Annotated in this window: 17 protein-coding genes; 2 read left to right on the top strand and 15 right to left on the bottom strand. The window is 62.9% G+C overall.

The genetic code is table 11. The features are described 5' to 3' along the window. Positions 1-15: 15 nt before the first annotated feature. The 9 genes from kefC to hppD form a co-directional block, all read right to left on the bottom strand. Positions 16-1845 (bottom strand): glutathione-regulated potassium-efflux system protein KefC, encoded by a 1830-nt coding sequence (gene kefC / locus CSQ93_RS09850; RefSeq protein WP_099377890.1) that lies wholly within the window; start codon positions 1843-1845, stop codon positions 16-18. Between the two features lie 63 nt (positions 1846-1908). Continuing rightward, positions 1909-2481 carry a dual specificity protein phosphatase family protein gene (locus tag CSQ93_RS09845; protein WP_099377889.1) on the bottom strand — a complete coding sequence of 191 codons (573 nt, stop codon included), beginning with the start codon at positions 2479-2481 and terminating at the stop codon, positions 1909-1911. Between the two features lie 10 nt (positions 2482-2491). Further along, entirely contained in the window at positions 2492-3643 is a 1152-nt protein-coding gene (locus tag CSQ93_RS09840; RefSeq protein WP_233516127.1) for an MGDG synthase family glycosyltransferase, read from the bottom strand. A 105-nt stretch (positions 3644-3748) separates the two neighbouring features. Further along, positions 3749-4894 carry an ankyrin repeat domain-containing protein gene (locus CSQ93_RS09835; RefSeq protein WP_158301189.1) on the bottom strand — a complete coding sequence of 382 codons (1146 nt, stop codon included), beginning with the start codon at positions 4892-4894 and terminating at the stop codon, positions 3749-3751. A gap of 119 nt (positions 4895-5013) precedes the next feature. Further along, positions 5014-6813 (bottom strand): M14 family metallopeptidase, encoded by a 1800-nt coding sequence (locus CSQ93_RS09830; RefSeq protein ID WP_099377887.1) that lies wholly within the window; start codon positions 6811-6813, stop codon positions 5014-5016. A 125-nt stretch (positions 6814-6938) separates the two neighbouring features. Further along, positions 6939-9659: a TonB-dependent receptor plug domain-containing protein gene (locus CSQ93_RS09825; RefSeq protein WP_099377886.1), complete on the bottom strand. Its 2721-nt coding sequence runs from the start codon at positions 9657-9659 to the stop codon at positions 6939-6941. A 163-nt stretch (positions 9660-9822) separates the two neighbouring features. Next, entirely contained in the window at positions 9823-11319 is a 1497-nt protein-coding gene (locus CSQ93_RS09820; RefSeq protein WP_099377885.1) for a S41 family peptidase, read from the bottom strand. A gap of 124 nt (positions 11320-11443) precedes the next feature. Then, positions 11444-15040 carry an indolepyruvate ferredoxin oxidoreductase family protein gene (locus CSQ93_RS09815; protein ID WP_099377884.1) on the bottom strand — a complete coding sequence of 1199 codons (3597 nt, stop codon included), beginning with the start codon at positions 15038-15040 and terminating at the stop codon, positions 11444-11446. Positions 15041-15247: 207 nt separating this feature from the next. Beyond that, complete coding sequence (gene hppD, locus CSQ93_RS09810; protein ID WP_099377883.1) at positions 15248-16375, bottom strand: 4-hydroxyphenylpyruvate dioxygenase; 1128 nt, start codon at positions 16373-16375, stop codon at positions 15248-15250. A gap of 125 nt (positions 16376-16500) precedes the next feature. Here hppD and CSQ93_RS09805 point away from each other — a divergent pair, with 125 nt between their 5' ends. Next, on the top strand, positions 16501-17025 hold the full coding sequence (locus tag CSQ93_RS09805; RefSeq protein WP_034753092.1) for an Lrp/AsnC family transcriptional regulator: 525 nt from the start codon (positions 16501-16503) through the stop codon (positions 17023-17025). On the opposite strand, the gene CSQ93_RS09800 is transcribed toward CSQ93_RS09805, so the two are convergent. From CSQ93_RS09800 to CSQ93_RS09785, 4 genes are read right to left on the bottom strand one after another with little or no spacing between them, the layout of a single operon-like run. Beyond that, positions 17017-17730, bottom strand: a complete 714-nt coding sequence (locus CSQ93_RS09800) for a GNAT family N-acetyltransferase (protein WP_099377882.1) — start codon at positions 17728-17730, stop codon at positions 17017-17019. The two genes, CSQ93_RS09805 and CSQ93_RS09800, sit on opposite strands and share 9 nt — an antisense overlap. Further along, complete coding sequence (locus tag CSQ93_RS09795) at positions 17727-18839, bottom strand: multifunctional CCA tRNA nucleotidyl transferase/2'3'-cyclic phosphodiesterase/2'nucleotidase/phosphatase (RefSeq protein ID WP_099377881.1); 1113 nt, start codon at positions 18837-18839, stop codon at positions 17727-17729. The genes CSQ93_RS09800 and CSQ93_RS09795 overlap by 4 nt, the downstream gene beginning before the upstream one ends. A 12-nt stretch (positions 18840-18851) precedes the next feature. Then, the gene (locus CSQ93_RS09790; RefSeq protein ID WP_099377880.1) at positions 18852-19568 is read right to left on the bottom strand and encodes a glutathione S-transferase family protein; all 717 of its coding nucleotides are present in this window, start codon (positions 19566-19568) and stop codon (positions 18852-18854) included. Between the two features lie 12 nt (positions 19569-19580). Beyond that, complete coding sequence (locus CSQ93_RS09785) at positions 19581-21569, bottom strand: lytic transglycosylase domain-containing protein (protein ID WP_099377879.1); 1989 nt, start codon at positions 21567-21569, stop codon at positions 19581-19583. A 104-nt stretch (positions 21570-21673) separates the two neighbouring features. Here CSQ93_RS09785 and CSQ93_RS09780 point away from each other — a divergent pair, with 104 nt between their 5' ends. Continuing rightward, positions 21674-22201: a 5-formyltetrahydrofolate cyclo-ligase gene (locus CSQ93_RS09780; RefSeq protein ID WP_099377878.1), complete on the top strand. Its 528-nt coding sequence runs from the start codon at positions 21674-21676 to the stop codon at positions 22199-22201. A gap of 14 nt (positions 22202-22215) precedes the next feature. Here CSQ93_RS09780 and metF read toward each other — a convergent pair whose 3' ends face one another. Both metF and CSQ93_RS09770 read right to left on the bottom strand, forming a co-directional pair. After that, positions 22216-23046, bottom strand: coding sequence for a methylenetetrahydrofolate reductase [NAD(P)H] (metF, locus tag CSQ93_RS09775; protein ID WP_035823894.1), 831 nt, complete (start codon positions 23044-23046; stop codon positions 22216-22218). Continuing rightward, positions 23033-23389, bottom strand: coding sequence for a phage holin family protein (locus CSQ93_RS09770; protein ID WP_077398738.1), 357 nt, complete (start codon positions 23387-23389; stop codon positions 23033-23035). Before CSQ93_RS09770 ends, metF begins: the two co-directional genes overlap by 14 nt. Positions 23390-23405: the final 16 nt, after the last annotated feature.

Genomic DNA, 23405 nt, shown 5'->3' with positions numbered 1-23405 from the left:
GCTGGAGACTCCCCATCAAACCCGAAGGTCTGCCCCCGGGTCTGACCCCGAAGTTTCAGCCGCCGCAAACGCCGCCGCATCGCTCTCGAACATGTCTTCCAGTTCCTCGCGCGCCTGGCGCGTGAGGGACATGACTTTTTGCTGGTCCTGGAAGTGCGGCGCCACTTCCAGCAGGGTTTTCAGGTTATGCCGGCCAAAGATGCCGGCCGCGCGCTGCGCCCGCTCCGCGCTGAAGCCCACCTGCTGCAAGGTCTGCTCGCCCAACAGCAGCGCCGCGGCAAACGTCTCGCGCTCGATCAGGGTCACGCCCCGCTTCATCAATTCATAGTAATGCGTGACGTTGCGCGCGCGCGCCAAAATCGTCAGTTCCGGCAGGCGCAGGCGCACGGCGTCGACCAGGGCCAGGCTGTCTTCCACGTTGTCAATGGCGATCACCAGCGCCCTGGCCTTTTCGATGCCGGCCGCCACCAGCAAGTCCACGCGCGTGGCGTCGCCATAAAATACTTTAAAACCGAACTTGCGCAGCAGGTCGATCTGGTCCGGATCGTGATCGAGCACCGTCACGCCGATCTTGTTCGCCGCCAGCAGGCGGCCGATGATCTGGCCGAAGCGCCCAAAGCCGGCGATGACGATGGGATTGTCCTGCGCCTCGATATGGTCGTCGGGGCGGCGCTTCTTCTCGCTCTGCAGGCGCGGCGCGACGAATTTGTCGTGCGCCAGCAGCAGCAAGGGCGTGGCCACCATCGACAGGGTCACCACCACGACCAGTAGCGCGGCCGTCTCTGGCGCAAACACGTGCGCGGCCTCGGCGGCGGCAAACACGACGAAGGCGAATTCGCCGCCCTGCGACAGCAGCAGCGCAAAGAACAGCTGCTGGCCGCGGGGAATGTCGACAAACTTCGACAGCACATACAGCAAGGCGATTTTCACCGCCAGCAGGCCCGCCACCAGGGCCAGGATCAGCAAGGGCTGCGCGCGCAGCACGCCGAAATCGACGGACATGCCAACGGCGATGAAGAACAGGCCCAATAACAGGCCCTTGAACGGCTCCAGGTCGGAAATGAGCTCATGGCGGTATTCGGAGTCGGCCAGCAGCACGCCCGCCATGAAAGTGCCCAGCGCCATCGACAGGCCCACCGATTCCATCAGCACGCAGATGGCGATCACCAGCAGCAGGGCGAAGGCCGTGAAGATTTCGCGCAAGTCCGTGCGGGCGATGAAGCGCAGGATGGGGTTCACGAGGAAGCGCCCGCCGATCACCAGCGCCGCCAGCACGGCCGCCAGCTTGGCCACGCGCAGCCAGCCCGGTTCGCCACTGTGCGTGACGAGGCCGCCCAAGAGGGGCACCAGCGCGATCATGGGAATGGCGGCGATATCCTGGAACAGCAAGATGGAAAAGCCGGCGGAACCGGCCGGCGTGCTCATTAATTTACGTTCACCCAGGGTGGCCAGCACGATGGCCGTCGACGACAGCGACAGCCCCAGCGCGCCGACCAGCGCCGTGCGCCAGTCCACGCCAAAGGCCATGGCCACGGCGCACAAGCCCGCGCTGACGACGCCCACCTGCGCCCCGCCCCAGCCGAAAATCGGGCGGCGCAGCAGCCACAATCGCTTCGGTTCGAGTTCCAGCCCGATCAGGAACAGCAGCAGCACAACGCCGAATTCGGAAAAGCTGAGGATGACCTCGACGTTCTTGATCAGGCCCAGGCCCCACGGTCCGATGACGACGCCGGCCACCAGGTAACCCAGCACGGCGCCCATGCCCAGGCGCTTGGCCAGCGGCACCATGATGATGGCGGCGACCAGGTAAAACAGTATGTTGATGAGAAAGCTGTGGTGTTCCATGCGGATTCCGGAAAAACGTGATTGGAATCGCAATCATGCCTGAAGTGGCGCGCCAGCGGGGTATCAGGGTTGCGGCGCATCGATACGTGCGCGTAGTTCGTCCACATTCACGCGCTTGAGGTAGCTTTCGATATTTTTCCACACGGCGTGGTAGCCATAGCCGCCATTTTTCAGCTCGTCTATCGCCTTGTCGCGCGGCCAGCCCTGGTACAGCATGCGGTACATGGCGGCCATCATGCCCGTGCGGTCGGCGCCGTGCAGGCAGTGCAGCAGCACGGGTCCCTGCTGTCCGGCGGCGCGGATGGCGCGCATGGTGTCGATCACGTGCTTGTCGCGGATGGCCCAGGTATTGATGGGAATGCGCACGGCGCGGATGCCGCTGCCATCGAGCACCTGCGTATCGGAGTGGAAGGAGCGCAGGCTGATCACCGTCTTCACGCCCAGCGCCTGCAACTGGGCCACGTCGGCGCTGTCCAGCCTGGCGCTGCGGTACAAGACGGGCGTGACCTGGTGCAGGTTCGACACCTGCGGCAGCGGCGTGGCCCAGTCAGGGTGGCGTGGCGGCGATGGCTGTGCCCCGGCCGGCACGGCGGCCAGCCCCAGGGCGAGGGTCAAAAGTACGACATGCAATATCATGGCTTCCTTGTTATTGAAGAACGGCGTCAGCGCGCAGCACCTGCGCCAGCACGTCCAACGCGGCGCGCGGGCGGCCCAGGGCCAGCGCTTTCGCGCGCATGGCTTGCAACTGTTCAGGATGATCGAGCAACAGGCGCACGCGGTATTCCAGGGTCACGGCATCGAATGCTTTCAGGGCCACGCCCTGCTCCAGCAGATAGTCGGCATTGCGCTCTTCCTGGCCGGGAATCGGCGAGTTGACGATCATGGGCAAGCCCAGCGCCAGGCATTCCGAGGTGGTCAACCCGCCCGGCTTGGTGATCACCAGGTCGGCACACGCCATCAGGCGCTCGACTTCGCTGGTAAAGCCTTGCGCCAGCAGGCGGCCGGGATACTGGCCAGCCAGTGCCTGCAGCGCCGCCAGCGCGGCGGCGTTCTTCCCCGCCAGTACGATCAGCTGGAAGTCGCCCGGCAGCGCCAGCAGGCGCGCGGCGACCGTTTCAAGGCTGCCCAGTCCCGCCCCGCCGCCCATCAGCAGTATCGTCGTGCGCTGCGGGTCGAGGCCAAATGCCTGCGCGCTCTGCACGCGTCCGGGTGCCTGCGCAAACGCGGGCATGATGGGGATGCCCGTCACGTGGATGCGTTCGACGGGGATGCCTTCGTGGCGCATGCGAAACGCCACTTCGTCGGTGGCGGCGAAATAGCCCTGCATCTGCTCGTGCACCCACATGCGGTGCAGGTCGAAATCCGTGACCTGCACCCACACGGGGCAAGCCAGCTGCTGCTGGCGCAGTGCGCGCGACAGCAGTTCGGCCGGCAGGAAATGCGTGCAGATGATGGCGTCGGGCTGGAAGGCGGCGATCTGCGCCATCAGCGCACGCGTGTTGAGGCGCTCGACGGCGCGGCGCAGGCGCTGCATCGAGCTGTCGCGCGGCGCATCGTGGGTGGCGTGATACAGATAGCCCCACAGCGCGGGCGCCTTGTTGACCAGCTTGATATACACATCCGTGTACAGCTTGCGAAAGGCGGGCGTGACGAAATCCATCACGTCGAGATGCAGAGCCTGCGCCGCAGGGCCGCCGCCACCGTGGTCATCGCGCGCCGCATACGCCTCGATGGCTTGCGCCGCGCGCATGTGGCCGGCGCCGGCCGAAACGCTCAGGACCAGAATTTTTTGTGTCATGAAAAACCGATGCGTGAACAGGTTGCGCGCGGACGCGGAAGATGCATAGTCAGGATAACATCGCTGCAGGCTGGCCGGCTTGATCTGGTCCTGTGCGCGTGCACGCTAGCCAATGACGGGGACAGGCAGGGCCGACACTTTCCAGCTGCCTTTGAGCTTGCGTTCCATCAGGGCCGGCAAGGCGCTGGCGTCGGGCGCGCCTTTTTTGGTGAATGCCACCGGCACCAGCAGATAGATGGTGACCTTGTCATCGTCGGCGATGTCGCCTTCCTCCGGCGCCGGATTCCAGCGCTTGTCGATGGCCAGCAACGCATCGACGCCGTCCGGCCAGGCCAGGTCCGCCAGGTGTGGATCGTCGCGCCGCAGCAGCTCGCCCGCCGCCAGGCTGGCCAGGTCGAGCGTGCGCCGTCCCAGGCGCGCCAGCAGCGCCACGGGAAAGCGCCAGGGGCTGTGCTCCGCGAAGCCATGCACGGTCAGCGGCCAGCGGGCCGGCAGGCAGATGGCCAGTTCGGTCATCGGCGATTGCTGGAACAGGCCGGCCGTAAACAACAGCTTGAAATCGCGCTTGCCGCCGATGCAGCTGATGCCCAGCGAAAAGCGCGCGTCGCCGCTGTCCGGGCTGAACAAGGCCGGCAGCACCCAGCCGGCGCTGTTGTGCATGAAGGTGCGGATCGCTTCCTGCGGCGAGGCGGCCGCTTGCTGCGGCACGTCGAGTATGCTGACACCGCCGGCGGCAGCGAGCAATCGGGCGATGCCGGGGAAGCCCCAGCCGGTGGCGATATCGACCGGCGCCTGGTTCCAGCGCGTATGCAGGCGGTTCGGATTGGCGCCCCGCTGCAGCAGCAATGCGACCACGTCCTGGTGGCCGCCAACGCAGGCACTGTCCAGCGGCGACAGTATATTGTCCGGCAAGCCATCGACGGCGGCGCCCTGCTCGAGCAGCCAGCGGCAGGTATCGAGGTGGCCATGGCTTGCCGCCGCGTCCAGCGGCGTAAGGTTGCGGTAACCGGGCAGGGGCAGATCGACGTCCATGCCCAGCGATACGAGCAGGGCGCAGACCTCGCGGCTGCCGCCGGCCGCGGCCAGATGCAGCAGCGATTCGCCGTCATCCATGTTGTAGCGGCGCAAGGTCAGCAGCGGCGGCGTGGCCTCGAGCAGGCTGCGCACCTGTTCCACCTGATTCTCGCCGACGGCGTCGCAGAGGCGAAAAAACGCCTCGCGGTACTGGTTGTAGAGTGTCTTGTCGACCATGCATGTTCCCTGCTCGTGGTGGCGGCGCCAGCATCGAGCGGAGAATAGCATTTTCTTTCGATTAATCTGCGCGATTTGACAACTTCGGTGTGCACCGTGCGGCGACGCGCGTATTGGCGTTACAAATCCATGAAACTGACAGGCGCGACGTCGACGCGCATGACCGGATACAGATTCAGCCGCTCATCCCACGAGGCGTGGCGGCGGGCGAAAAACTCCAGGCGCGCGCGTGGATTCTTTGCAAACTCGGGCTCGTCGGCCAGCTTCTGCCGGAACTGCGCCGCCAGCGCCGGATCGGCCGCCAACTGCGCGCGCGCCACATCCTCGGCCACATAGTCCTCCATGTATTCCTTGCGCTCGAACGCCGTGTTGAAGCTGCCCCAGGCCAGCAGCGAGTCGGGCGCGCGCGGCTCGAGCAGCGCCACCACCAGGCGCGCCTTCGGCTGGTTGACGGGCACGTACAGCGCGCCGGCATCGACGAGGCGCTCCTCTTTCTGCCACTCGCCCTGTACCGCCGCCGTCTGGCGTCCCTCGAACGACTGCGCGCCAAACTTGACGGCAGTGGCGCGGAAGACTTCCACATTCTGCCGGGCGAAGATGCTGCGCATTTCCTTGTAGGCGATGCCGTGCTGGCGCAGCTTGGCGCCCACCATGGCCGCCTCCGCGCGCGGCACCAGGTAACCGGCCTTCGGTGCGGTCAGCTGCAGGTCAGGCACGATCTCGTCGCGCAGCGGCACATTCCAGATCTGCGGTGTCTTTTCGTCATAGCGCGTCATCAGGGCGCCCGACACCTCGGACGGCGTGCGCGTATACGCATAGCCGCGAAACGCGATCATGCGGCTTTTCTCCGTGGTCTTGTAGCTGAGGGGCAGCGCACTGCCGGCCAGCTGCGTCGCCCGCTGGTCCGCCTCCGAGGCGGTTTGCCGCCACTGCGCGCCATGCTGCGCCATCTGCGAAAGAAGGGAAATGATGGTGTTGCGCGTGATGCGCACGCGGGTCGGGTAGTCCTTCCACGAGTGGGTTTCCACCAGCACGCCGAAACGGTTACGCAACAGGAAATAGCCGTGCGAAAAGCGCGGGTTCGGCGTCGAATCGACAAAACCCGACTGCGGATTGTCTTCTTCGGCAAATGACATGTAGAACGGCTTCGGATCGGAACCCTGCTTTGCCAGGTCGGCCAGCACACCGTCGCGCAGCGCCGTTCCCGCCGCGCGCAAGGCCGCATCGCCCGCATGCACGGGTTCGACCTGAATCGAGATATCGGGTTCGAACTGGGCGCCATCGGTGACGTGCAGGTCGACATACGCCAGCGGATCCCAGGCGTTCACCAGCGCCAGCATGTGCTGCATTTCGGGCGTATCGGCCTTCATGTATTCGCGGTTCAGATTGTAGTTTTGCGCCGTGCTGCGCCAGCCCATTTCCACGGGGCCGCGCTGGTTCGGACGGTTCCACTGGCCGAAGCGCTCATGGCCATCGACATTGAAGACCGGCACGAACAGCAGCACCTGCTTGTCCAGCGCGCCGGGCGCCGCCTTGCCCTCCAATACTTCGCGCAAGGCCAGGAAACCTGCATCCTTGCCGTCGATTTCCCCCGCATGGATGCCACCCTGCACCAGCAGTACCGGTATCTTGCGCAGCCTGGCCGCGTCCGGCGTCAGCGCACCCGTGTTGGAAACGGCCAGCGCCAGCATGGGGCGGTTTTCCGGCGTGCGGCCAAATTCAAAGCAGCGCACCTGTTTCGGACGGTGCTCCTCGAAGCGCCGGCACAAGGCTTCCACTTCCTCGTAGCGGCCCGTATTCTTGAAGCCCGAGTACTCGGCCACCGTTTTCAGGGAAGACAGCCGCATATCGCGCGCGGCATGCGCATTGACGGCAAACAGGGAAAACAAGGCGGCGGACAGCAGGGCGTGGCGTAGCATGGGTCAAACTCCATCGAGAGAGGACAAGCGGGCAATTATAGAGTGGCGGTCAGGTAAAAACGCCGTGGCAAATAAAAAAGCCGGAACAGCGTCAGCTGCTCCGGCCTTGCTCTGGCAAGCGTGAATTACGAGCCAAAGTGGTAGTTGAATTCGACCCATCCCTGGCGGCCTTGCGGGCTGTAGTTGCCGATCGGGTAGTACGGCCAGCCGTTGCTGGTATCGCGCTTGATCTTGTCGAACACGTTGTTGACGATCAGCGACACGGTGGCGCGGTCGTTGATGCGGTACACGGTGCTGATGTTGGCCAGCGCCGTCGGCGTCAGGTAGCCCTTGCCGGCAGAGTTAGGCACCTTGCCGTAGCGGCTGACCAGCAAGGTATTCGACCAGTCGCCTGCGCCCCAGTTGACGCTCAGGTTCAGCTTGTCAGGCCAATCCCTGTTCGTCATCGATTTGGTTTCATCGGTCTCTGCGTCACCGGCGAATTGCTGCGATTTCTTGCTCAGCACCCGCGCGTAGTTGGCCTTGAAGGCGAAGCGGCCATAGTCTGTCGTGCGCAGCAAATACTTCAGGCTGACGTCGATGCCGCTGCTGCTTTGCTTGGCCGCGTTGATCGGATTGACGGTGATGGTCTTGATCTCGCCCGCCTTGTTCAAGGCATTGGCCGCGTAGCGCTCGATGCGGCCCAGGGTGTCGATACAGGTCGGCGAGCCGATGTCGGCCTTGCCCAGGCGGCAATCGGATTCGTCGCGCAGCAGCTTGTCGGCGTCCAGGTTCGTCACCAGGTCGTCGATCTTGATGTTCCAATAGTCGACCGAGACGTCGAAATTGGCACTCGGCGACCAGACGGCGCCCACGCCGAAGGACTTGCCCTTTTCCGACTGCAGGTCGCGGCTGCCGTTCTGCACGTAATCGGCGCCCGGCGATTTATTCGCGTACTCGCAGCCGTCGATGGCCTGTCCGGCGGCGTCGCAACGGTAGTAGTCGGTGGTACTCGCATAATAGCCTTTGCCGCGGGCCTGGTAGATGTAGTTCATGTCCGGCGCGCGGAAGCTGGTGGCGTAGTTGGCACGGAACAGCAGGTCCGGCGTCGGGCGCAGTTCCAGCCCGCCGTTGTAGGTGAACTTGCCTTCCTTGCGGCCGGCAAAGCTGTAGCGGTCATAACGGCCAGCCACGGTAGCGGTCAGCTTCTCATGCAGCGGCACATTCAATTCCGCGCCCAGCGCATAGCGCGAACGGGTGCCGGCCGTGGTGCCCGAACCGGTAGCGATATTGAAATAGCCCTGGTCGATGCGCGCGTCGGGTTCGTTGCTGAAGCCCTGCTTGCTCGCCTCGGCAATCGTGGCGACTTTCACCGTGCCGGCAGGCAGCTGGAACAGGTCGCCATTCGTAGCCAGGCTCAGGGTATTCGTCCAGGCCTTGTCACGGCTGTCGCTGTAGCCGGTGATGCTGTCGAATTCGGCAGCCGTCAGGCGGCGCGACAGGCGCGCCGCATCCGGCGCGTAAATGGCCACGCCCTTGGCATCCGTGCCCAGCTTGGGTCCCAGGAAGAAGCTGTCGATGTTCGACAACATGCGCGGCGTATGGCCTTCGCTCTTGTAGATGGAAGCGTTGTAGTTGGCTTCATACTGCCAGGCGGTGCCAGGAATACGGCCCTTGGCGCCCAGCGAGATGGCCGTGGCCAGGTCCTCCCAGCTGCGGTTGTAGCGCTGCACGCCGCCGATTTCCTCGGGCGCCATGAAGCGGGTCCACTCTTCGTAGGCGCCGGTGTTCTGGTTCAGGAAAGAGCCCCCGTTCAGCGATGCCGAGGTCCACGACGGGCCGCGTGTATTGTTGACGGTCTTGTTCTTGCCAAGCAGGAAATCGGCAAACAGCGTGGTCTCCGCATCGAGCTCGTAATTGGCGCTGCCGAACACGTTCTGGCTGCTGTTCTTGGTCTGCGTGGTCCAGTAGGTCGGACGGGCTTTCGGGCTGGCGCAATAGCTGCCATTCTTCGCCTGGTACTTGACGACGCTGCCGCCGAACATGTCGCCGAACTGGTTGCAGGTGTCGCCCAGGTCGACATAGCTGCCGGACGTGCCGGAGGCCTGGGTGCGGCGCGAAGCAACCGTGGTCGGCACGCCGGAGCGGCTGGTCATGAAGTCGCGGTCCATGCTCCACAGCGGATCGCGTTCACTCAGCTCCACGCTGAACAGGGTATGCAGCTTGTCAAAATTGCCGCCGCCCGTCAGTTGCACGCGCTGGTTGCCGGCGCCGCCGCGCGAGGTACCGCCAACCTTGACGTTGATATCGAAGCCTTCCGCCTGTTTTTTCAGGATCACGTTGACCACGCCGGCGATCGCGTCCGAGCCATAGATGGCCGAGGCGCCGCCGTTGAGGATCTCGATGCGGTCGACAATGCTAGCCGGGATGTTCGCCAGGTTGGTGAAGTTGACGGCGCCGTCATAGGCGATGGGGAAGTCGGCCAGGCGGCGGCCGTTCAGCAGGATCAGGGTATGGTTCGGACCGAGGCCGCGCAGGCTGATGGTATTGGCCGACGGCGTGAAGGTATTGCCGTAATCCTCGCCTTGCGTAAAGCCGCTGTTCTGCACCTGGCTGGTCAGCGCGTCAAAGACGTTCTTGTAGCCCTGCTTGGTGATTTCATCGCCGGTCAGGATGGTGACGGAAGACGGGCCTTCCAGGCTGGCGCGGGGAATGCGCGAACCGGTGACCACGACGGCCGGCGGGGTGGCCGCCGGCTGCTGATCCGCTGCGGGCGCTTGCGTTTGCGCGTGCGCCTGCCATGCGGTGCCGCCCAGGATGGCCAGTACGCCAAGGCTGAGCGGGGTTAACTTGAACTGTTTCGACATCGTTGCGCTTCTCAAGGTGGGAGAAAAGCGGCAAGATAGCAAAATGCCAGTCATTCCAGAACGAATGGATTCATCTTTCTATATATCAAAATTGTTATATAGAAAGATTCATGAGCAGGAAATCGTCACGCGCTGACCCTGGCGCATGGCAGGAACCTGCGCCTTAATGGCGCATGATGGCAATTTCCTTGTGCAATGGCCGTAACAGGCGCGTAGCCGTGTCGGTCGGACTCTCGATCGAACTCAACAGCCTGATGGCGCCCGTGGCCGGCGTGCAGCTGCCGCTGCTGCGGTAGCGCAGCGCCGCCGCCAGCATGCCTTCCGCCGGATCGCCCAGCTGGTGCTGGTAATCGTCGGCCACGTCGCAGGTCGGCGCCATGCCATCGGCAAAGTCGCCGAAGCCCTTGGCATTGACGCCCTGGAACTGCACGGCAAAATACGTGGTGCCGCAATTCGGCGCGGGAAAGAAACCGTAGGGCTTGCCGCACGTCGTGCCGCCGATCAGGTTGACCTGCACGTCCACGCCGCGCAAGCCGTTGATGATCGCTTCGCTGGCCGAACAGGTATTGCCGGTTGTCAGCAAGGTCACGCGCTTGAGAGCCAGGGACGGCAACGGCGTTCCCTTGGCGAGGGGATTCGGGCCGCCGAAGCCCTGGCTTTGCGCATGGAATGGCACGGGCGCTTCCGGCCGCGTCTTGTCATTGAAGAGCACCTGCTCGAAGGTCTTGCCGGCAGTAACTTGCGGGCCGGCAATCATGTAGGCGAGTTCGCTGGCGACATCCAGATAACCGCCGCCGTTGTAGCGCACGTCGAGCACCAGGTCGCTGATGCCGGCCGCCTGGAAGCGGGTCATGGTCTCGACCAGCTGGCGTTCGGCCACGTTGTTATGCGTATTGAAGGTCAGGTAGCCCACCTTGCCCGTGGGCGTGTCGATGATGCGCTCGTTCTGCACGGCGCTGGTGTTCACGTCCACCGCCGTCAGGCTCCTGGACAGGGGCGCGCCGTTGCGGCTGAATCCCAGCGTGTGCGTGCCTTGCGCCGTGGGGAACAGGCCCGCGTTGAGGATATTCACGCTGGCCGTGTCGGGGGCATGGACGAAATCGACGCCATCGACGGTTTGCAGCACGTCGCCACGCCGCAAGCCCGCCAGGTCGGCTGGCGAGCCTGGCTCGATGATCGAGATCACGGCCCTGCGCGGCGGCGTGGTGCGCGTCAGCGCCAGCAGCATGCCGTAACCGAGTTCCACGCCGTTGAGCGAGTCTTCCCACTCTGCCGTCGACAAGGTGAAATGGAACTGGTCCTTCGGTTTGCCGGATGCCGTCGTGGCCGTCGTTTTCAGCACATCGAAGTACGCCTTGGCCGTGGTGAAGCTTTGCGGCTGGTAGGTGGTCGGCACTTCGCGGTACCACAGATACGTTTCATCGATCCAGCTGCGCACCCACGTCTGCTCATCGAGCAAGCTGCCCGGCTTGTCGATACTGCTGCCGCTACGCGGCGCCTCGCAGCGGTTCGCCACCGTCGAGGAAGCGACCAGCGCCGTCGGGCCCGTCGGCGTCACGGGCGGCACGACAGGCGCGCTGTCGCTGCCGCCGCCTCCGCCACAGGCACTCAACAACAATACGAGAGGAACGGCCAGGGACGAGAGGCGCAGGGCAGGCATGACGAACTTTCCGAAAAGAAATTATCGAAAAATTATAAGACTTTTTACAAACAGGCGTTGTTTTCTTTGATACAAAAAAAATGGCGCCCGCAGGCGCCATTGCTACAGCGTGAAGTTCACCGCATCACGCCACGGTGGCCGCCACGGGCGCCGCCACGACGGGCGGCAGCGGCGTCGGCGCGTTAAAGGCGATCAGCAAACTGGCTTCCTTCTCTTTCGCCGCCTTCAAATGACGCTCCTTCACATGGCCATAGCCGCGGATGTCTTCCGGGATGCTGGCGATCGCCACGGCTTGCGCCAGCTTGGCCGTCGTCAGTTTCGGCAGCAAGCCGCCCACCGTCGCGCGGTATTCGAGAATCAGCGCACGCTCCATCTTGCGCTCGGCCGTATGGCCGAACACGTCGAAAGCCGTGCCGCGCAAGCCCTTGAACTTGGCCAGTACGCCGAACGCCTTCATCATCCACGGGCCGAATTCCTTCTTCACCAGGTGGCCCTGGGCGTCCGTCTTGGCCATGATCGGCGGCGCCAGGTGGAACTTGAGCTTGATGTCGCCTTCGAACATGGCGGCGATCTTCGCCTGGAAGGCGCCGTCCGTGTACAGACGCGCCACTTCATACTCGTCCTTGTACGCCATCAGCTTGTAGAAGTAGCGGGCCACGGCTTCCGTCAGACGCAAGTGCGGGCCATTCAGGGCGCTTTCGGCGGCGCGCACCTGTTTGATGAAGTCCAGATACTGCTGCGCATACGCGCGGTCCTGGTAGGCCGTCAGCAGGGCCACGCGTTTTTCGATCAGGTCGTCGAGCGTTTCGATGCGCTTGAATTCCACCACTTTCGCCGGTGTGGTCATGCGCACCAGGCTGGCCGTATCGTGAGCGCCCGCGCGGCCCCAGTTGAAGGCGGCCTTGTTGAACGCCACCGAGACGTTGTTCAAGTCGATGGCCTTCATGATGGACGCTTCGCTCAATGGCACCTTGCCCTTTTGCCAGGCATAGCCCAGCATGAACATATTCGTGGCGATCGAATCGCCCATCAGTGCCGTGGCGATCTGGCCCGCGTCGATGAAGTCCACGTGGTCGCTGCCGCACGCCTTTTCGATTTCCATGCGCGCGGAAGCACCGGGGAATTGCCAGTCCGGATTCTTCACGAAGGCGGCCGTCGACGAACTGGTCGAGTTGATCATGGCCCAGCTGCGGCCTTCTCCCATGCGCGACAGCGCGTCGCGGCTGGCCGTGACGATCAGGTCGCAACCGATCACCAGGTCGGCCGCGCCCGTGCCGACGCGCGTCGAGTGGATGTCTTCCTGGCGGTCCGCCAGACGCACGTGCGACATCACGGGGCCGCCTTTTTGCGCCAGGCCGCTCATGTCGAGCACGGAACAGCCCTTGCCTTCCACGTGGGCCGCCATGGCCAGGATCTGGCCGACGGTCACCACACCCGTGCCGCCGATGCCGGTGACCAGGATGCCGAACGGCTCGGCCGTCGAGGGAATGTTTGGCGTCGGCAAGGCCGGCACGGCTGGCGCGTCCTTGTCGGCGGCAGCTGCCTTCTTCGGCTTTTTCAGGCCGCCGCCTTCCACCGTCACGAAGCTGGGGCAGAAGCCCGTCGTGCACGAAAAATCCTTGTTGCAGGACGACTGGTTGATCTGGCGCTTGCGCCCCAGTTCCGTTTCCAGCGGTTCCACCGACAGGCAGTTAGATTGCACGGAGCAGTCGCCGCAGCCTTCGCAGACGGCTTCATTGATGACGGCGCGCTTGGCTGGATCCGGGTATTCATTGCGTTTCCGGCGGCGGCGTTTTTCCGAGGCGCAGGTCTGGTCGTAGATCATGGCCGACACGCCCGGCATGTCGCGCAGTTCGCGCTGCACATCCATCAGTTCCGAACGGTGGCGCACGGTGACGCCTTCCGCCCAGGCGTAATCGTCCGGGTATTTTTCCGGTTCATCCGTGACGACGATGATCGGGCCCACGCCTTCGGCGGCGATCTGGCGCGAAATGATGGCCGGAGACAAAGGACCGTCGAATTCCTGGCCGCCCGTCATGGCGACCGCATCATTGAACAGGATTTTATAGGTGATGTTCACCTTGGCCGAGACGGCGGCGCGGATGGCCAGGATGCCCGAGTGGAAATACGTGCCGTCACCGAGGTTGGTAAACACGTGCTTTTCATTCGTGAACGGCGCCTGCCCCACCCACGTGACGCCTTCGGCGCCCATGTGGGTAAATGTCGACGTTTCGCGGTCCATCCACAGCACCATGTAGTGGCAGCCGATGCCAGCCAGCGCGCGCGAGCCTTCCGGCACTTTCGTGGAACTGTTGTGCGGGCAGCCGGAGCAGAAGAACGGCGTGCGGTCCTTTTGCGGATCGGGTTTCACGCTGATCGCTTTGAGCACATTCTCTTTGGCTTCGAGGTAGGCGATGCGCTCCTTCACGCGCTGCTCGACCGGGTGGCCCGCGTAGTAGCGCGAGATACGGCTGGCAATCGCGCGGGCGATCATGGCCGGGTTCAGCTCATACGTGGCCGGCAGCAGCCAGTCGCCGTGGCCCGTGCCCTTCTGGTTGCTCCATTCGCCCGTGTCGTCGAACTTGCCGACCACGCGCGGACGCTCGCCATCCTTCAGGTTGTACAGTTCTTCCTTCAGCGCATATTCGAGGATTTGCCGCTTTTCTTCCACCACGAGGATTTCATCGAGGCCCTTGGCGAATTCATGCACGCCGTCCGCTTCCAGCGGCCAGGTCATGCCGATCTTGTACAGACGGATGCCGATGTCGGACGCCGTCTGCTCGTCGATGCCGAGGTCGGCCAGCGCCTGGCGCGTGTCGAGATACGATTTGCCGGCCGTGATGATGCCGATGCGCGCCTTCGGGCTGTCCCAGATGATTTTATTGAGCTTGTTGGCACGCGCATACGCCAGCGCCGCATACCATTTGTAGCTGTTCATGCGGACTTCTTGTTCCAGCACCGTGTCGGGCCAGCGGATGTTCAAGCCACCGGCCGGCATCTCGAAGTCCGTCGGCAGGGTGATCTGCACGCGATCCGGGTCGAAATCGACGGCGGCGCCCGACTCGATGATGTCGGTCACGCATTTCATCGACACCCATAGCCCCGTGTAGCGGCTCATGGCCCACGCATGCAAGCCGTAATCGATGTATTCCTGCACCGACGACGGATACAGCACGGGAATGCCGCACGCGTTCAGGATATGGTCGGACTGGTGCGCCGTGGACGAGGATTTGGCCGCATGGTCGTCGCCGGCCAGCACCAGCACGCCGCCGTGCTTGGCGGAACCGGCGTTATTGGCGTGCTTGAACACGTCGCCGCAGCGGTCGACGCCGGGGCCCTTGCCATACCACATGCCGAACACGCCATCGTATTTCGCGTCTTCGAACAAGTTCGTTTGCTGCGTGCCCCAGACGGCCGTGGCGGCCAGGTCTTCGTTCAGGCCAGGGTGGAATTTGACGTGATGTTCATCGAGGTATTTCTTGGCCTTGATCGCCGTCATGTCGACGGACGTCACAGGCGAACCGCGGTAACCGGTGATGTAGCCGGCCGTATTCAGGCCAGCCTTCAGGTCGCGCTCGCGCTGCAGCATGGGCAGGCGGATCAGCGCTTGCGTGCCCGTCATGAAGGCGCGGCCACGCTCGAGCGTGTATTTATCGTTTAGCGAAATTTCAGACGCGTGCGCGCCCGGCTCAAGACTCGAGCCCTTGATTGGTGCATTCATTACTTGTCTCCATTATTCTCTGTGCTACGCGTGCAAAGTCGGTTGAACTCACACGTACCGACTGTGCCTTGTGGACAATGCCGGTGCGGAAAAATGACTTGTTTGTCGTAGACTACCACAGGAATGCGCGCAGTTCTTTGCTGCGCTGCACTCCTGTGTTCTCACCTTTTTGCTGCTGTTTTTACTACCGTTTATTACAAAGCAACATTACGCCGCGTTCGTATCTTTCAGCACGCCGCGCTTGATCTGGTCCAGCTCGATCGACTCGAACAGGGCGCGGAAGTTGCCTTCGCCGAAGCCCTGGTCGCCCTTGCGCTGGATGATCTCGAAGAAGATCGGGCCGATCACCGTCTGCGTGAATATCTGCAGCAACAGTTCGCGTTCGGTTTCCGTGCTGTGGCCATCGATCAGGATGCGCAGGCGGCGCAGTTCTTCCAGCTGCTCGCCGTGGTTCGGCAGGCGGCGGTTGACCAGCTCATAGTACGTTTCAATCGTGTCCTGGAAATCGATACCCGTATCGCGCATGCCTTGCACGGACGCGTAGATATTGTCCGTACCCAGCGCGATGTGCTGGATACCTTCGCCATGGTACTGGTCCAGGTATTCGGCGATCTGCGACTTGTCGTCCGACGATTCATTGATCGGAATGCGGATCTTGCCGCATGGCGAAGTCATCGCCTTCGATTTGAGGCCCGTCAGCTTGCCTTCGATGTCGAAATAGCGCACTTCGCGGAAGTTGAACAGGCTTTCATAGAACGTCGCCCATTCCTTCATGCGGCCACGGTGCACATTGTGCGTCAGGTGGTCGATATACGTCAGGCCATGGCCGACGGGGTTGGCAACGGCGCCGGGAATGGCGACGAAGTCGACGTCATAGATGCTGATGTCGCCGATGCCGCCCGGTGCGGCCGCGTCCGGCTTGTCGGCGCCCTTGCCGCGCCAGCGGTCGACGAAGTACAGCAGCGAATCGCCCACGCCCTTGATGGCGGGGATATTCAGCTCCATCGGACCGGTTTTATTGTCGAAACCCCAGGCGCCCAGTTCCAGCGCGCGGCGGTAGACGAAAGCCGCGTCGTCGACACGGATGGCGATGGCGCACACGGACGGGCCGTGATGGCGGGCAAAACGCTGCGCGAACGAATCTTGTTCGGCATTGATGATGAAATTGATGTCGCCCTGACGGTACAGGGTCACATCCTTGTGGCGGTGGCGCGCGATGGCCGTGAAGCCCATGTTCTCGAACAGCTTGCCCAATGCTTTTGGGTCTGGTGCTGCATACTCGACGAACTCGAAACCATCGGTACCCATCGGGTTATCCCAAGGCTGAAATTGCATGATGTCTCCTCCAAGAAGTAGCGCACAGTATAGGCGCGGTCTGTGGGCATTAAATGCCAAAGATCTCCCGAACAATCATGATTTGCGCAATAATATTGCGTGAAACAAGAACCACCGGAGGAAGCATGAGCAAAATTACGCTGGATAAAACGGATCGCAAGATCCTCGCCGTCCTGCAGGCCGATGGCCGCCTGTCGAACCAGGACGTGGCCGAGCAGGTCAGCCTGTCGCCGTCGCCATGCTTGCGCCGCGTCAAACGGCTGGAAGAAGCGGGCGTGATCCGCCAGTACGTGGCCCTGCTGGACCCGGAAAAGATCGGCCTGGGCCTGCTCGCCTATGTGAACGTGCGGCTGGAAAAGCACAGCGATGCCACCGCCCACAGCACGGCAAGGGTGCTGGCACCGAACCTGGTGACGAACACCTCGCCGCGCGCCGACTTCGCCGTGGCGGTGGCGCAATGGCCGGAAGTGGTGGCCTGCTATGCGATGACGGGGGAGATGGATTACCTGCTGCGCGTGCACGTGGAAGACATGGAGCACTTTTCGCGCTTCATGATGGCGACCCTGCTGCGCCACCCGGCCGTGCTGGATGTGAAATCAAGCTTTGCCTTGCAGCGCATCAAGGATACGACGGCCCTGCCCTTACTGTGACGGTGGTGCCGGCGGTCCGGGCTTCTTCTTGCGCCCCGGCAAGCGATCCCACAGTTTGAACGCGGCGCGCGCATTCGCCTTGAACGTGTAGTCGAACATGGCGAACTGCTCCTGCACGGCTTCCTGCAGCATGCTGCTCGGGTTCGGCGGCAACAGTTTCAGATAGGCATCGGCTTCGCCATAGTCGCGCTGGATTTCCATGCCCGCCTTCTTGGCGATATGCATCATCGTCTTGTTCGACGACAGACAGTGCATGTACAGGGTATCGACATCGTTGTTGCGGCAGTGAATCGCCGCCCGCTCGAACAGTTTTGACCCGACCCCCATGCCACGCATGGATTTTGACACGGACACGCCAAACTCGGCCACCTGCTCCTTGTCCGTGACGACACTTTTCGCCGGCGACGTGTCCTTCGGCGCGAACGCCAGATGCCCCACCCCCACCAGCTTGAACAGGCTGTTGTAGACGCCGTAGATCATGTCGCGCGAGAAATCCATCTTCTGCACGTACTGAGCCACCAATTCATCGGGCAAGGCGCTGCCGAAGCGCAGCAGGCGGTCGCTTTTCTCAAGAGAAAGAAAATGCTTCATCATGCGGCGCCGGTCGCGCTCATGCAACTGTTTGACGAGCACACTCGGACGCCCGCCGCCGCTACGGCTCAGCCAGCGGCGAAACGGGTTCTGGAACAATTTGGGCAGGGTCATGGGAGTTCCGTACGGCTGATCACGTTCGTGACGGCCTCCACGCGCGCCGCATGGATGACGGCCGGAATGCGTTTCGGTTCCTGTGCGCAAGCTTGTGCCAGTGCTCCCGCATCGACACCGCGCACGGCCGCCAGCATGGCTTGCAGCCACGCGGACTGTGGAAATACAGGATCCTGTGCATGCACATCGCAGGCGATGGCGTCCAGCATCTGCACGAAACGCTGCGGCTTGCGCAAGCCGTCGCAGCGCTCGCACAAGCTCACCAGTTCTTCGGCGCTCAGCGCCAGCGCGCCGTTGATATTATGCAACTCGCGCGCCGCCATGATGGCCAGTTCGCGGCACTCGTTGGGCACGCGCAGGCGCTCGCTCAGCTGTTCGATGGCATCCTTGCTCATATGCAGCATCAAGACGGCAAAGCGCACGGGCAAGTCATGACCTTGCACGGCGGCATGGTCGATCACTTGCAGCAAGCGTTCGCTGATGCTGATTTCGCCCATGATGCGCGCCAGCGCGCCGCATTCGTGCAGCACCGTCAGCATGCGCGACGGCCGCGCTTCCATCAATCCTTTTGCCACTTCCTGCCACACGCGCTCGGCCACCAGGGCGTCGACTTCGCCGTCCTGCACCATCCGGCGCATCAGTTCCATGGTGGCCGGTGCCACAGTGAAAGTATGAAAACGGGCGGCAAAGCGGGCCAGGCGCAAGATGCGCACGGGGTCTTCACCGAACGCATCGGAAACGTGGCGGAAGATTTTGTTCTCGATATCCTGAATACCGCCGAACGGGTCGGTCAGGCTACCGTCCTCGGCTTGCGCGATGGCGTTGATGGTGAGATCGCGCCGCACCAGGTCGTCTTCCAGGGTGACGTCGGGCGCCGTGTGGAAGACGAAGCCCCGGTAGCCGGGCGCCGTCTTGCGTTCCGTGCGGGCCAGCGCGTATTCTTCCTGCGTCTTCGGGTGCAAAAACACGGGGAAATCCTTGCCGACGGGCCGGAAGCCCCGGCGCAGCATGTCTTCCGGCGTGGCGCCGACGACAACGTGGTCGTGGTCTTTCACGGGCAAGCCCAGCAGTTGGTCGCGCACCGCGCCACCGACCGTGTATATCTTCATAACACTCTTTTCTTAATCAGGCAGTTCCGCATCGTGCTTGGCAGCAACTTCCGTCTCCGCCAGCGCTTCCATGATCCAGCGGGCCACGGCCGGGTGCGCCTGCACGCGCTCGCAATACGCGTTCAGGGCCGGCGCCAGGCTCACGCCATACGTGCGGAAACGCATGACGACGGGGGCGAAATACGCATCGGCAATGGAAAAGTCGCCAAACAGGAACTGGTGGTGGCCAAAGCGCGATAAACACTCTTCCCAGATTTCACTGATGCGGCCGATGTCCGCCTGCGCGGCGGCCGTGCGGCCACGTCCCGGCAACTTCGCCTTGATATTCATCGACATATCCGTGCGCAAGCCCGTGAAACCCGAGTGCATTTCCGCGCAGACACAGCGCGCCATGGCGCGCGCGGCCACGTCTTGCGGCCACATGTGTTTATCGGGAAACTGCTCGGCAAGGTATTCGCAGATGGCCAGGCTGTCCCAGATCGTGATCTCGCCCGCCAACAGCACGGGGACCCGGCCGCAAGCCGAATATTCGGCAATTTTGGTGGCCGTGTCGCTCTGGTCGAGCAGCACGCGCACTTCCTGGAACGGGATGCCGAACGCTGTCATGGCCACCCAAGGGCGCATCGACCAGGACGAGTAATTCTTGTTGCCGATGATGAGGGTCAGGCCCGGCTCGCGCGCGGCGGCCAGGGTTTGCGTCAGGCTGGGATCAAGGATGGTCGTTTGCATGGTCGGCGAGCTTTAGTTGGATGATGGCAAATCGGCAGAAACAGCGCTGTTTTTCGGGCCCACGGTACCCAGGCGGGCTTTCAGCGATTGCGGGCTCTTCTCGAACAGGGCCGCATAATAGGTGGCGTTGGCCATCACGTTTTTCACGTAGCCGCGCGTTTCCGTGTACGGAATGATCTCGGCAAAGACGGCGCCTTCCAGCGGACGCGTCATGGTGGCGCGCCAGATGCGCAAGCGCCCCGGCCCCGCGTTGTAGGCGGCGCTGGCCAGCACTTGCGAACCGTCGAGACCGCCAAGCACCATGTTCAGGTAATTCGTGCCCAGCAACACGTTGGTGCGCACGTCGCTCAAGGTTTCCGTAACGAAATCGGTGAGGCCGATCTTCTTGGCGACGTAACGGGCCGTCGACGGCATCACCTGCATCAGGCCGGACGCGCCCACGTGCGACTGCGCATCCATGATGAAGCGCGATTCCTGGCGGATCAAGCCATACACCCACGCCTTGTCCAGGCCCAGGGTTTGCGTGGCCGGGTGCATGACGTCGTCGTGCGGCGTCGGGTAGCGCTGCGTGTAGTCCACTTCCAGGCGCGTGCGGTCCGAGGTGTTGACCATGCGGTCGAGCACATTGTTCTGGCGCGCAAATTCCGCAGCCGCCAGATGTTGCCTGTCCGTCATCGAACGCAATTCCCAGTTCCACTCGCGCGTGCCTTCGAAGCGCAAGCGCATGTTGAAGAATTTCAAGGCGCGCTGCAAACCCGGATTGGCGGCCATGGCGGCGATTTCCGCCGGCGTGATCGGCTGGCCCGGCGGCGGCAAGACCAGGTGGTTGCCCAGCTCTTCATTGGCCAGCAAGCCGTAGAAATTCGATTGTTCACTGATCGTGCGGTACAGGGCGTCCGCCTGCGCGTTCGGGCGACCCGGCGTTTCCGCCTGCTGCGCGCGCGCCAGCCAGTAGACCCAGGTCGGGTCGGCGCGCAGGGAGGCCGGCATGGCCTGGATGGCAGCCTTTACCAGCGGCCAGTTGCCTTCGCGCAAGGCAATACGCGCCTTCCACTGCATCTGCTCCTGGGTCAACGGTGCGCCATTGGTTTTTTGCCAATATTCAAATGCTTCCGGGGCAAGCGAGTACGACGCTTGCAGGGCCAGGCTGGCCCAGCCGATGGCCTGTTCCTGCGCCGTCAGTTGCGCACTGGCCTTTTGCAAGGCCACCACGCCCAGTTTCAAGGTGCTTTTTGCCATGCGGCCGACGGCCACCAGGTACATCTCGTGGTCGGCGCGACTTAGACCCGCCCCCTTGGCCAGCACCAGCGCGGGCAAATCGATGGCTTGCGCCATCTTCGCGTCGGACGCGCCCAGCAGCAGCGCGATGCGGCGCGCCGGGCCCGTGGCATTCGTCTGGCCCGCCAGGCGGATCTGCGCCCACAGGTCGTTCGTGTCGAACTGGCCATTTTGCGCCAATGCCGCGATCAGGCTGCCACACGCTTCGCCATAACCAGGCGGCGAGACGAGCAGGTTGCGCGCCTCGGACGCCACGTTCTGGCCCTTGGCCGCGCGCGACATCAGCGCATAGCACTTGAGCTGGGTGTCGTCATCGAGGGCGAATTGCGGGTATTGCTCATCGAACACGACCCAGTCGCGCTTGCGACCCAGTTCCAGCAGCCAGTCGTTGCGGAAACGGTCGGCGATGGCACTGCCCTTGTAGCGGTTCAGGTAATCGCGAAATTGCGCCTCGGTCAGCAGTTTGATGCGCGGTTTCAGCCGATAATAGTCAACATACGATGGAATCTGGTAATTCGTCAGGCGCCCCGCATAAAAGTCGGCTTTTTCGACGTCATCCTTGCGCGCGGCGTCGCGCAGCAGCAGGAAGGCATCGTCCTCGCTGCGCGTGTCGGGCGCGGCAGGCGTTGCGGTGGTCGATACCTGGGCCAGGGCGGCCAGGGGAGACAAGGCCGATGCAACACACAGCATCGTGCCGGCAATCCATTTCAGTGGGGAAATCAATGTACGACTCTCAATCTTAACTTGATGGTGATATGAATAGCGACCCTAGAATAACATGCGATCCGGCTGCACGGCCACCCATTGCGCCACAGGAAAAAGCCGGCTTGCGCAAAGCCTTGCTGACGGCCCGGCGCGCCCTGCCCGACGCCACGCGCGCGCAATGGGATGCGGCCATCGCGCAGCGCCTGCTGGACTGGTGCGCGCAGGAAAATGTCGAGGAACTGGGCGTGTACTGGCCCCTGCACGGCGAGCCGGACTTGCACGGCGCCTATGCGCAATTGGCCGCGCGCGGCGTGCAATTAAGCTTGCCGGTGGTGCTTGAAAAGCATGCGCCGCTGGCATTCAGCAATTGGACGCCCGGTGAAGCCATGGTGAAGGATGGCATGGGCGTGGCCGTGCCGGCCCAGTTGCGCCTGCGTGCGGCGCCCGCCACCCTGCTGGTGCCCTGCCTGGGTTTTAACCAAGAACGCTTTCGCCTCGGCTATGGCGGCGGCTACTATGACCGCACCCTGGCGGCCACGCCCCGTCCGCGCACCCTCGGCATCGCCTATGCCTGCCTGTCTGCCAGCTTTCCCAACGGCGAATACGACATCGCCCTCGATCACATCGTGACCGAGGGCGATCTTTTTTAACGCGTCAGGACGGTTTATTTCACCAGGCGCTGCCACAGTGCGGTCGTGGGCGCCGCCTGGTTCATGCTATAGAAATGCAAGCCTGGCGCGCCGCCTTCCAGCAGACGTTCGCACAAGCCCGTCACCACGTCCAGGCCGAAAGCCTTGATCGACGCGCTGTCGTCGCCGAAGCTGGCCAGCTTCAGACGCACCCAGCGAGGAATTTCCGCACCGCACATGTCCGAAAAGCGCATCAGCTGCGTGTAATTCGTGATCGGCATGATGCCGGCCACGATCGGCACGTTGATGCCCATCTTCTGCGTCTGCTCGACAAACTGGAAATACGCGTCGGCATTGTAGAAATACTGGGTGATGGCCGCGTCGGCACCGGCCTGCACCTTGCGCGCGAACGCGTTCAAGTCATCCTGCGGCGAACGGGCTTGCGGATGCACTTCCGGATAGGCGGCCACTTCGATATGAAAATGGTCGCCCGTCTCGGCGCGGATGAATTCCACAAGCTCGTTGGCGTAGCGGAACTCGCCCGAGGCGCCATAGCCGCTGGGCAAGTCACCCCGCAAGGCCACGATACGCTTCACGCCGGCCGCCTTGAAATCAGCCAGCACGGCGCGGATCGATTCGCGCGAGCCGCCCACGCAAGACAAGTGCGGCGCGGCCTGTTCGCCGGCCGCCAGGATCTCGCGCACGGTGTCGAGCGTGCCCTGCTGCGTGGTGCCGCCGGCGCCAAAGGTCACCGAGAAATACTTCGGATGCAACTCAGACAATTTGACACGCGTGGCACGCAGCTTTTCCGCCCCTTCCGGGGTTTTCGGCGGGAAAAACTCAATACTGAAATTATGCTTTTCCATCGTCGTTACTCAAAAGTAAGGTCGACAGGGCCCAGGAAATGATGCTGTACAAAATGGCACCGCCCACGGCAGACCAGAAACTGGCGACATGGAAACCATCGATCATCTGCGCCACCAGCCAGAACATGAAGCCGTTGATGATCAAGATGAACAAGCCCAGCGACAAGAACGTCACGGGCAGGGTCAGCAGGATCAGCAAGGGACGGATCAACGCATTGACCAGCCCCAGCACGGCAGCGGCCAGCAGCGCCGTCCAGCCGCTGCTCATCGTCACCGAGTGCATCAGGTAGGGGACGGCAAACAGGGCTGCCGCATTGATAAACCAAATCAGTAGCAAGCGCATTTCTCTAGCCTGTCAA

It is taken from the genome of Janthinobacterium sp. BJB426, from assembly GCF_002735705.1.
In the GTDB taxonomy this organism is placed as follows: Bacteria; Pseudomonadota; Gammaproteobacteria; order Burkholderiales; family Burkholderiaceae_D; genus Janthinobacterium.
This window is presented reverse-complemented; position numbering and strand designations above follow the sequence as displayed.

Coding starts and splice junctions, on each gene's coding strand:
- hppD (WP_099377883.1), bottom strand. CDS start 16,375: ATGCAATTTCAGCCTTGGGATAACCCGATGGGTACCGATGGTTTCGAG.
- CSQ93_RS09790 (WP_099377880.1), bottom strand. CDS start 19,568: ATGCAAACGACCATCCTTGATCCCAGCCTGACGCAAACCCTGGCCGCC.
- CSQ93_RS09845 (WP_099377889.1), bottom strand. CDS start 2,481: ATGATATTGCATGTCGTACTTTTGACCCTCGCCCTGGGGCTGGCCGCC.
- CSQ93_RS09830 (WP_099377887.1), bottom strand. CDS start 6,813: ATGCTACGCCACGCCCTGCTGTCCGCCGCCTTGTTTTCCCTGTTTGCC.
- metF (WP_035823894.1), bottom strand. CDS start 23,046: ATGGAAAAGCATAATTTCAGTATTGAGTTTTTCCCGCCGAAAACCCCG.
- CSQ93_RS09840 (WP_233516127.1), bottom strand. CDS start 3,643: ATGACACAAAAAATTCTGGTCCTGAGCGTTTCGGCCGGCGCCGGCCAC.
- CSQ93_RS09835 (WP_158301189.1), bottom strand. CDS start 4,894: ATGGTCGACAAGACACTCTACAACCAGTACCGCGAGGCGTTTTTTCGC.
- CSQ93_RS09820 (WP_099377885.1), bottom strand. CDS start 11,319: ATGCCTGCCCTGCGCCTCTCGTCCCTGGCCGTTCCTCTCGTATTGTTG.
- CSQ93_RS09800 (WP_099377882.1), bottom strand. CDS start 17,730: ATGACCCTGCCCAAATTGTTCCAGAACCCGTTTCGCCGCTGGCTGAGC.
- kefC (WP_099377890.1), bottom strand. CDS start 1,845: ATGGAACACCACAGCTTTCTCATCAACATACTGTTTTACCTGGTCGCC.
- CSQ93_RS09795 (WP_099377881.1), bottom strand. CDS start 18,839: ATGAAGATATACACGGTCGGTGGCGCGGTGCGCGACCAACTGCTGGGC.
- CSQ93_RS09805 (WP_034753092.1), top strand. CDS start 16,501: ATGAGCAAAATTACGCTGGATAAAACGGATCGCAAGATCCTCGCCGTC.
- CSQ93_RS09815 (WP_099377884.1), bottom strand. CDS start 15,040: ATGAATGCACCAATCAAGGGCTCGAGTCTTGAGCCGGGCGCGCACGCG.
- CSQ93_RS09825 (WP_099377886.1), bottom strand. CDS start 9,659: ATGTCGAAACAGTTCAAGTTAACCCCGCTCAGCCTTGGCGTACTGGCC.
- CSQ93_RS09770 (WP_077398738.1), bottom strand. CDS start 23,389: ATGCGCTTGCTACTGATTTGGTTTATCAATGCGGCAGCCCTGTTTGCC.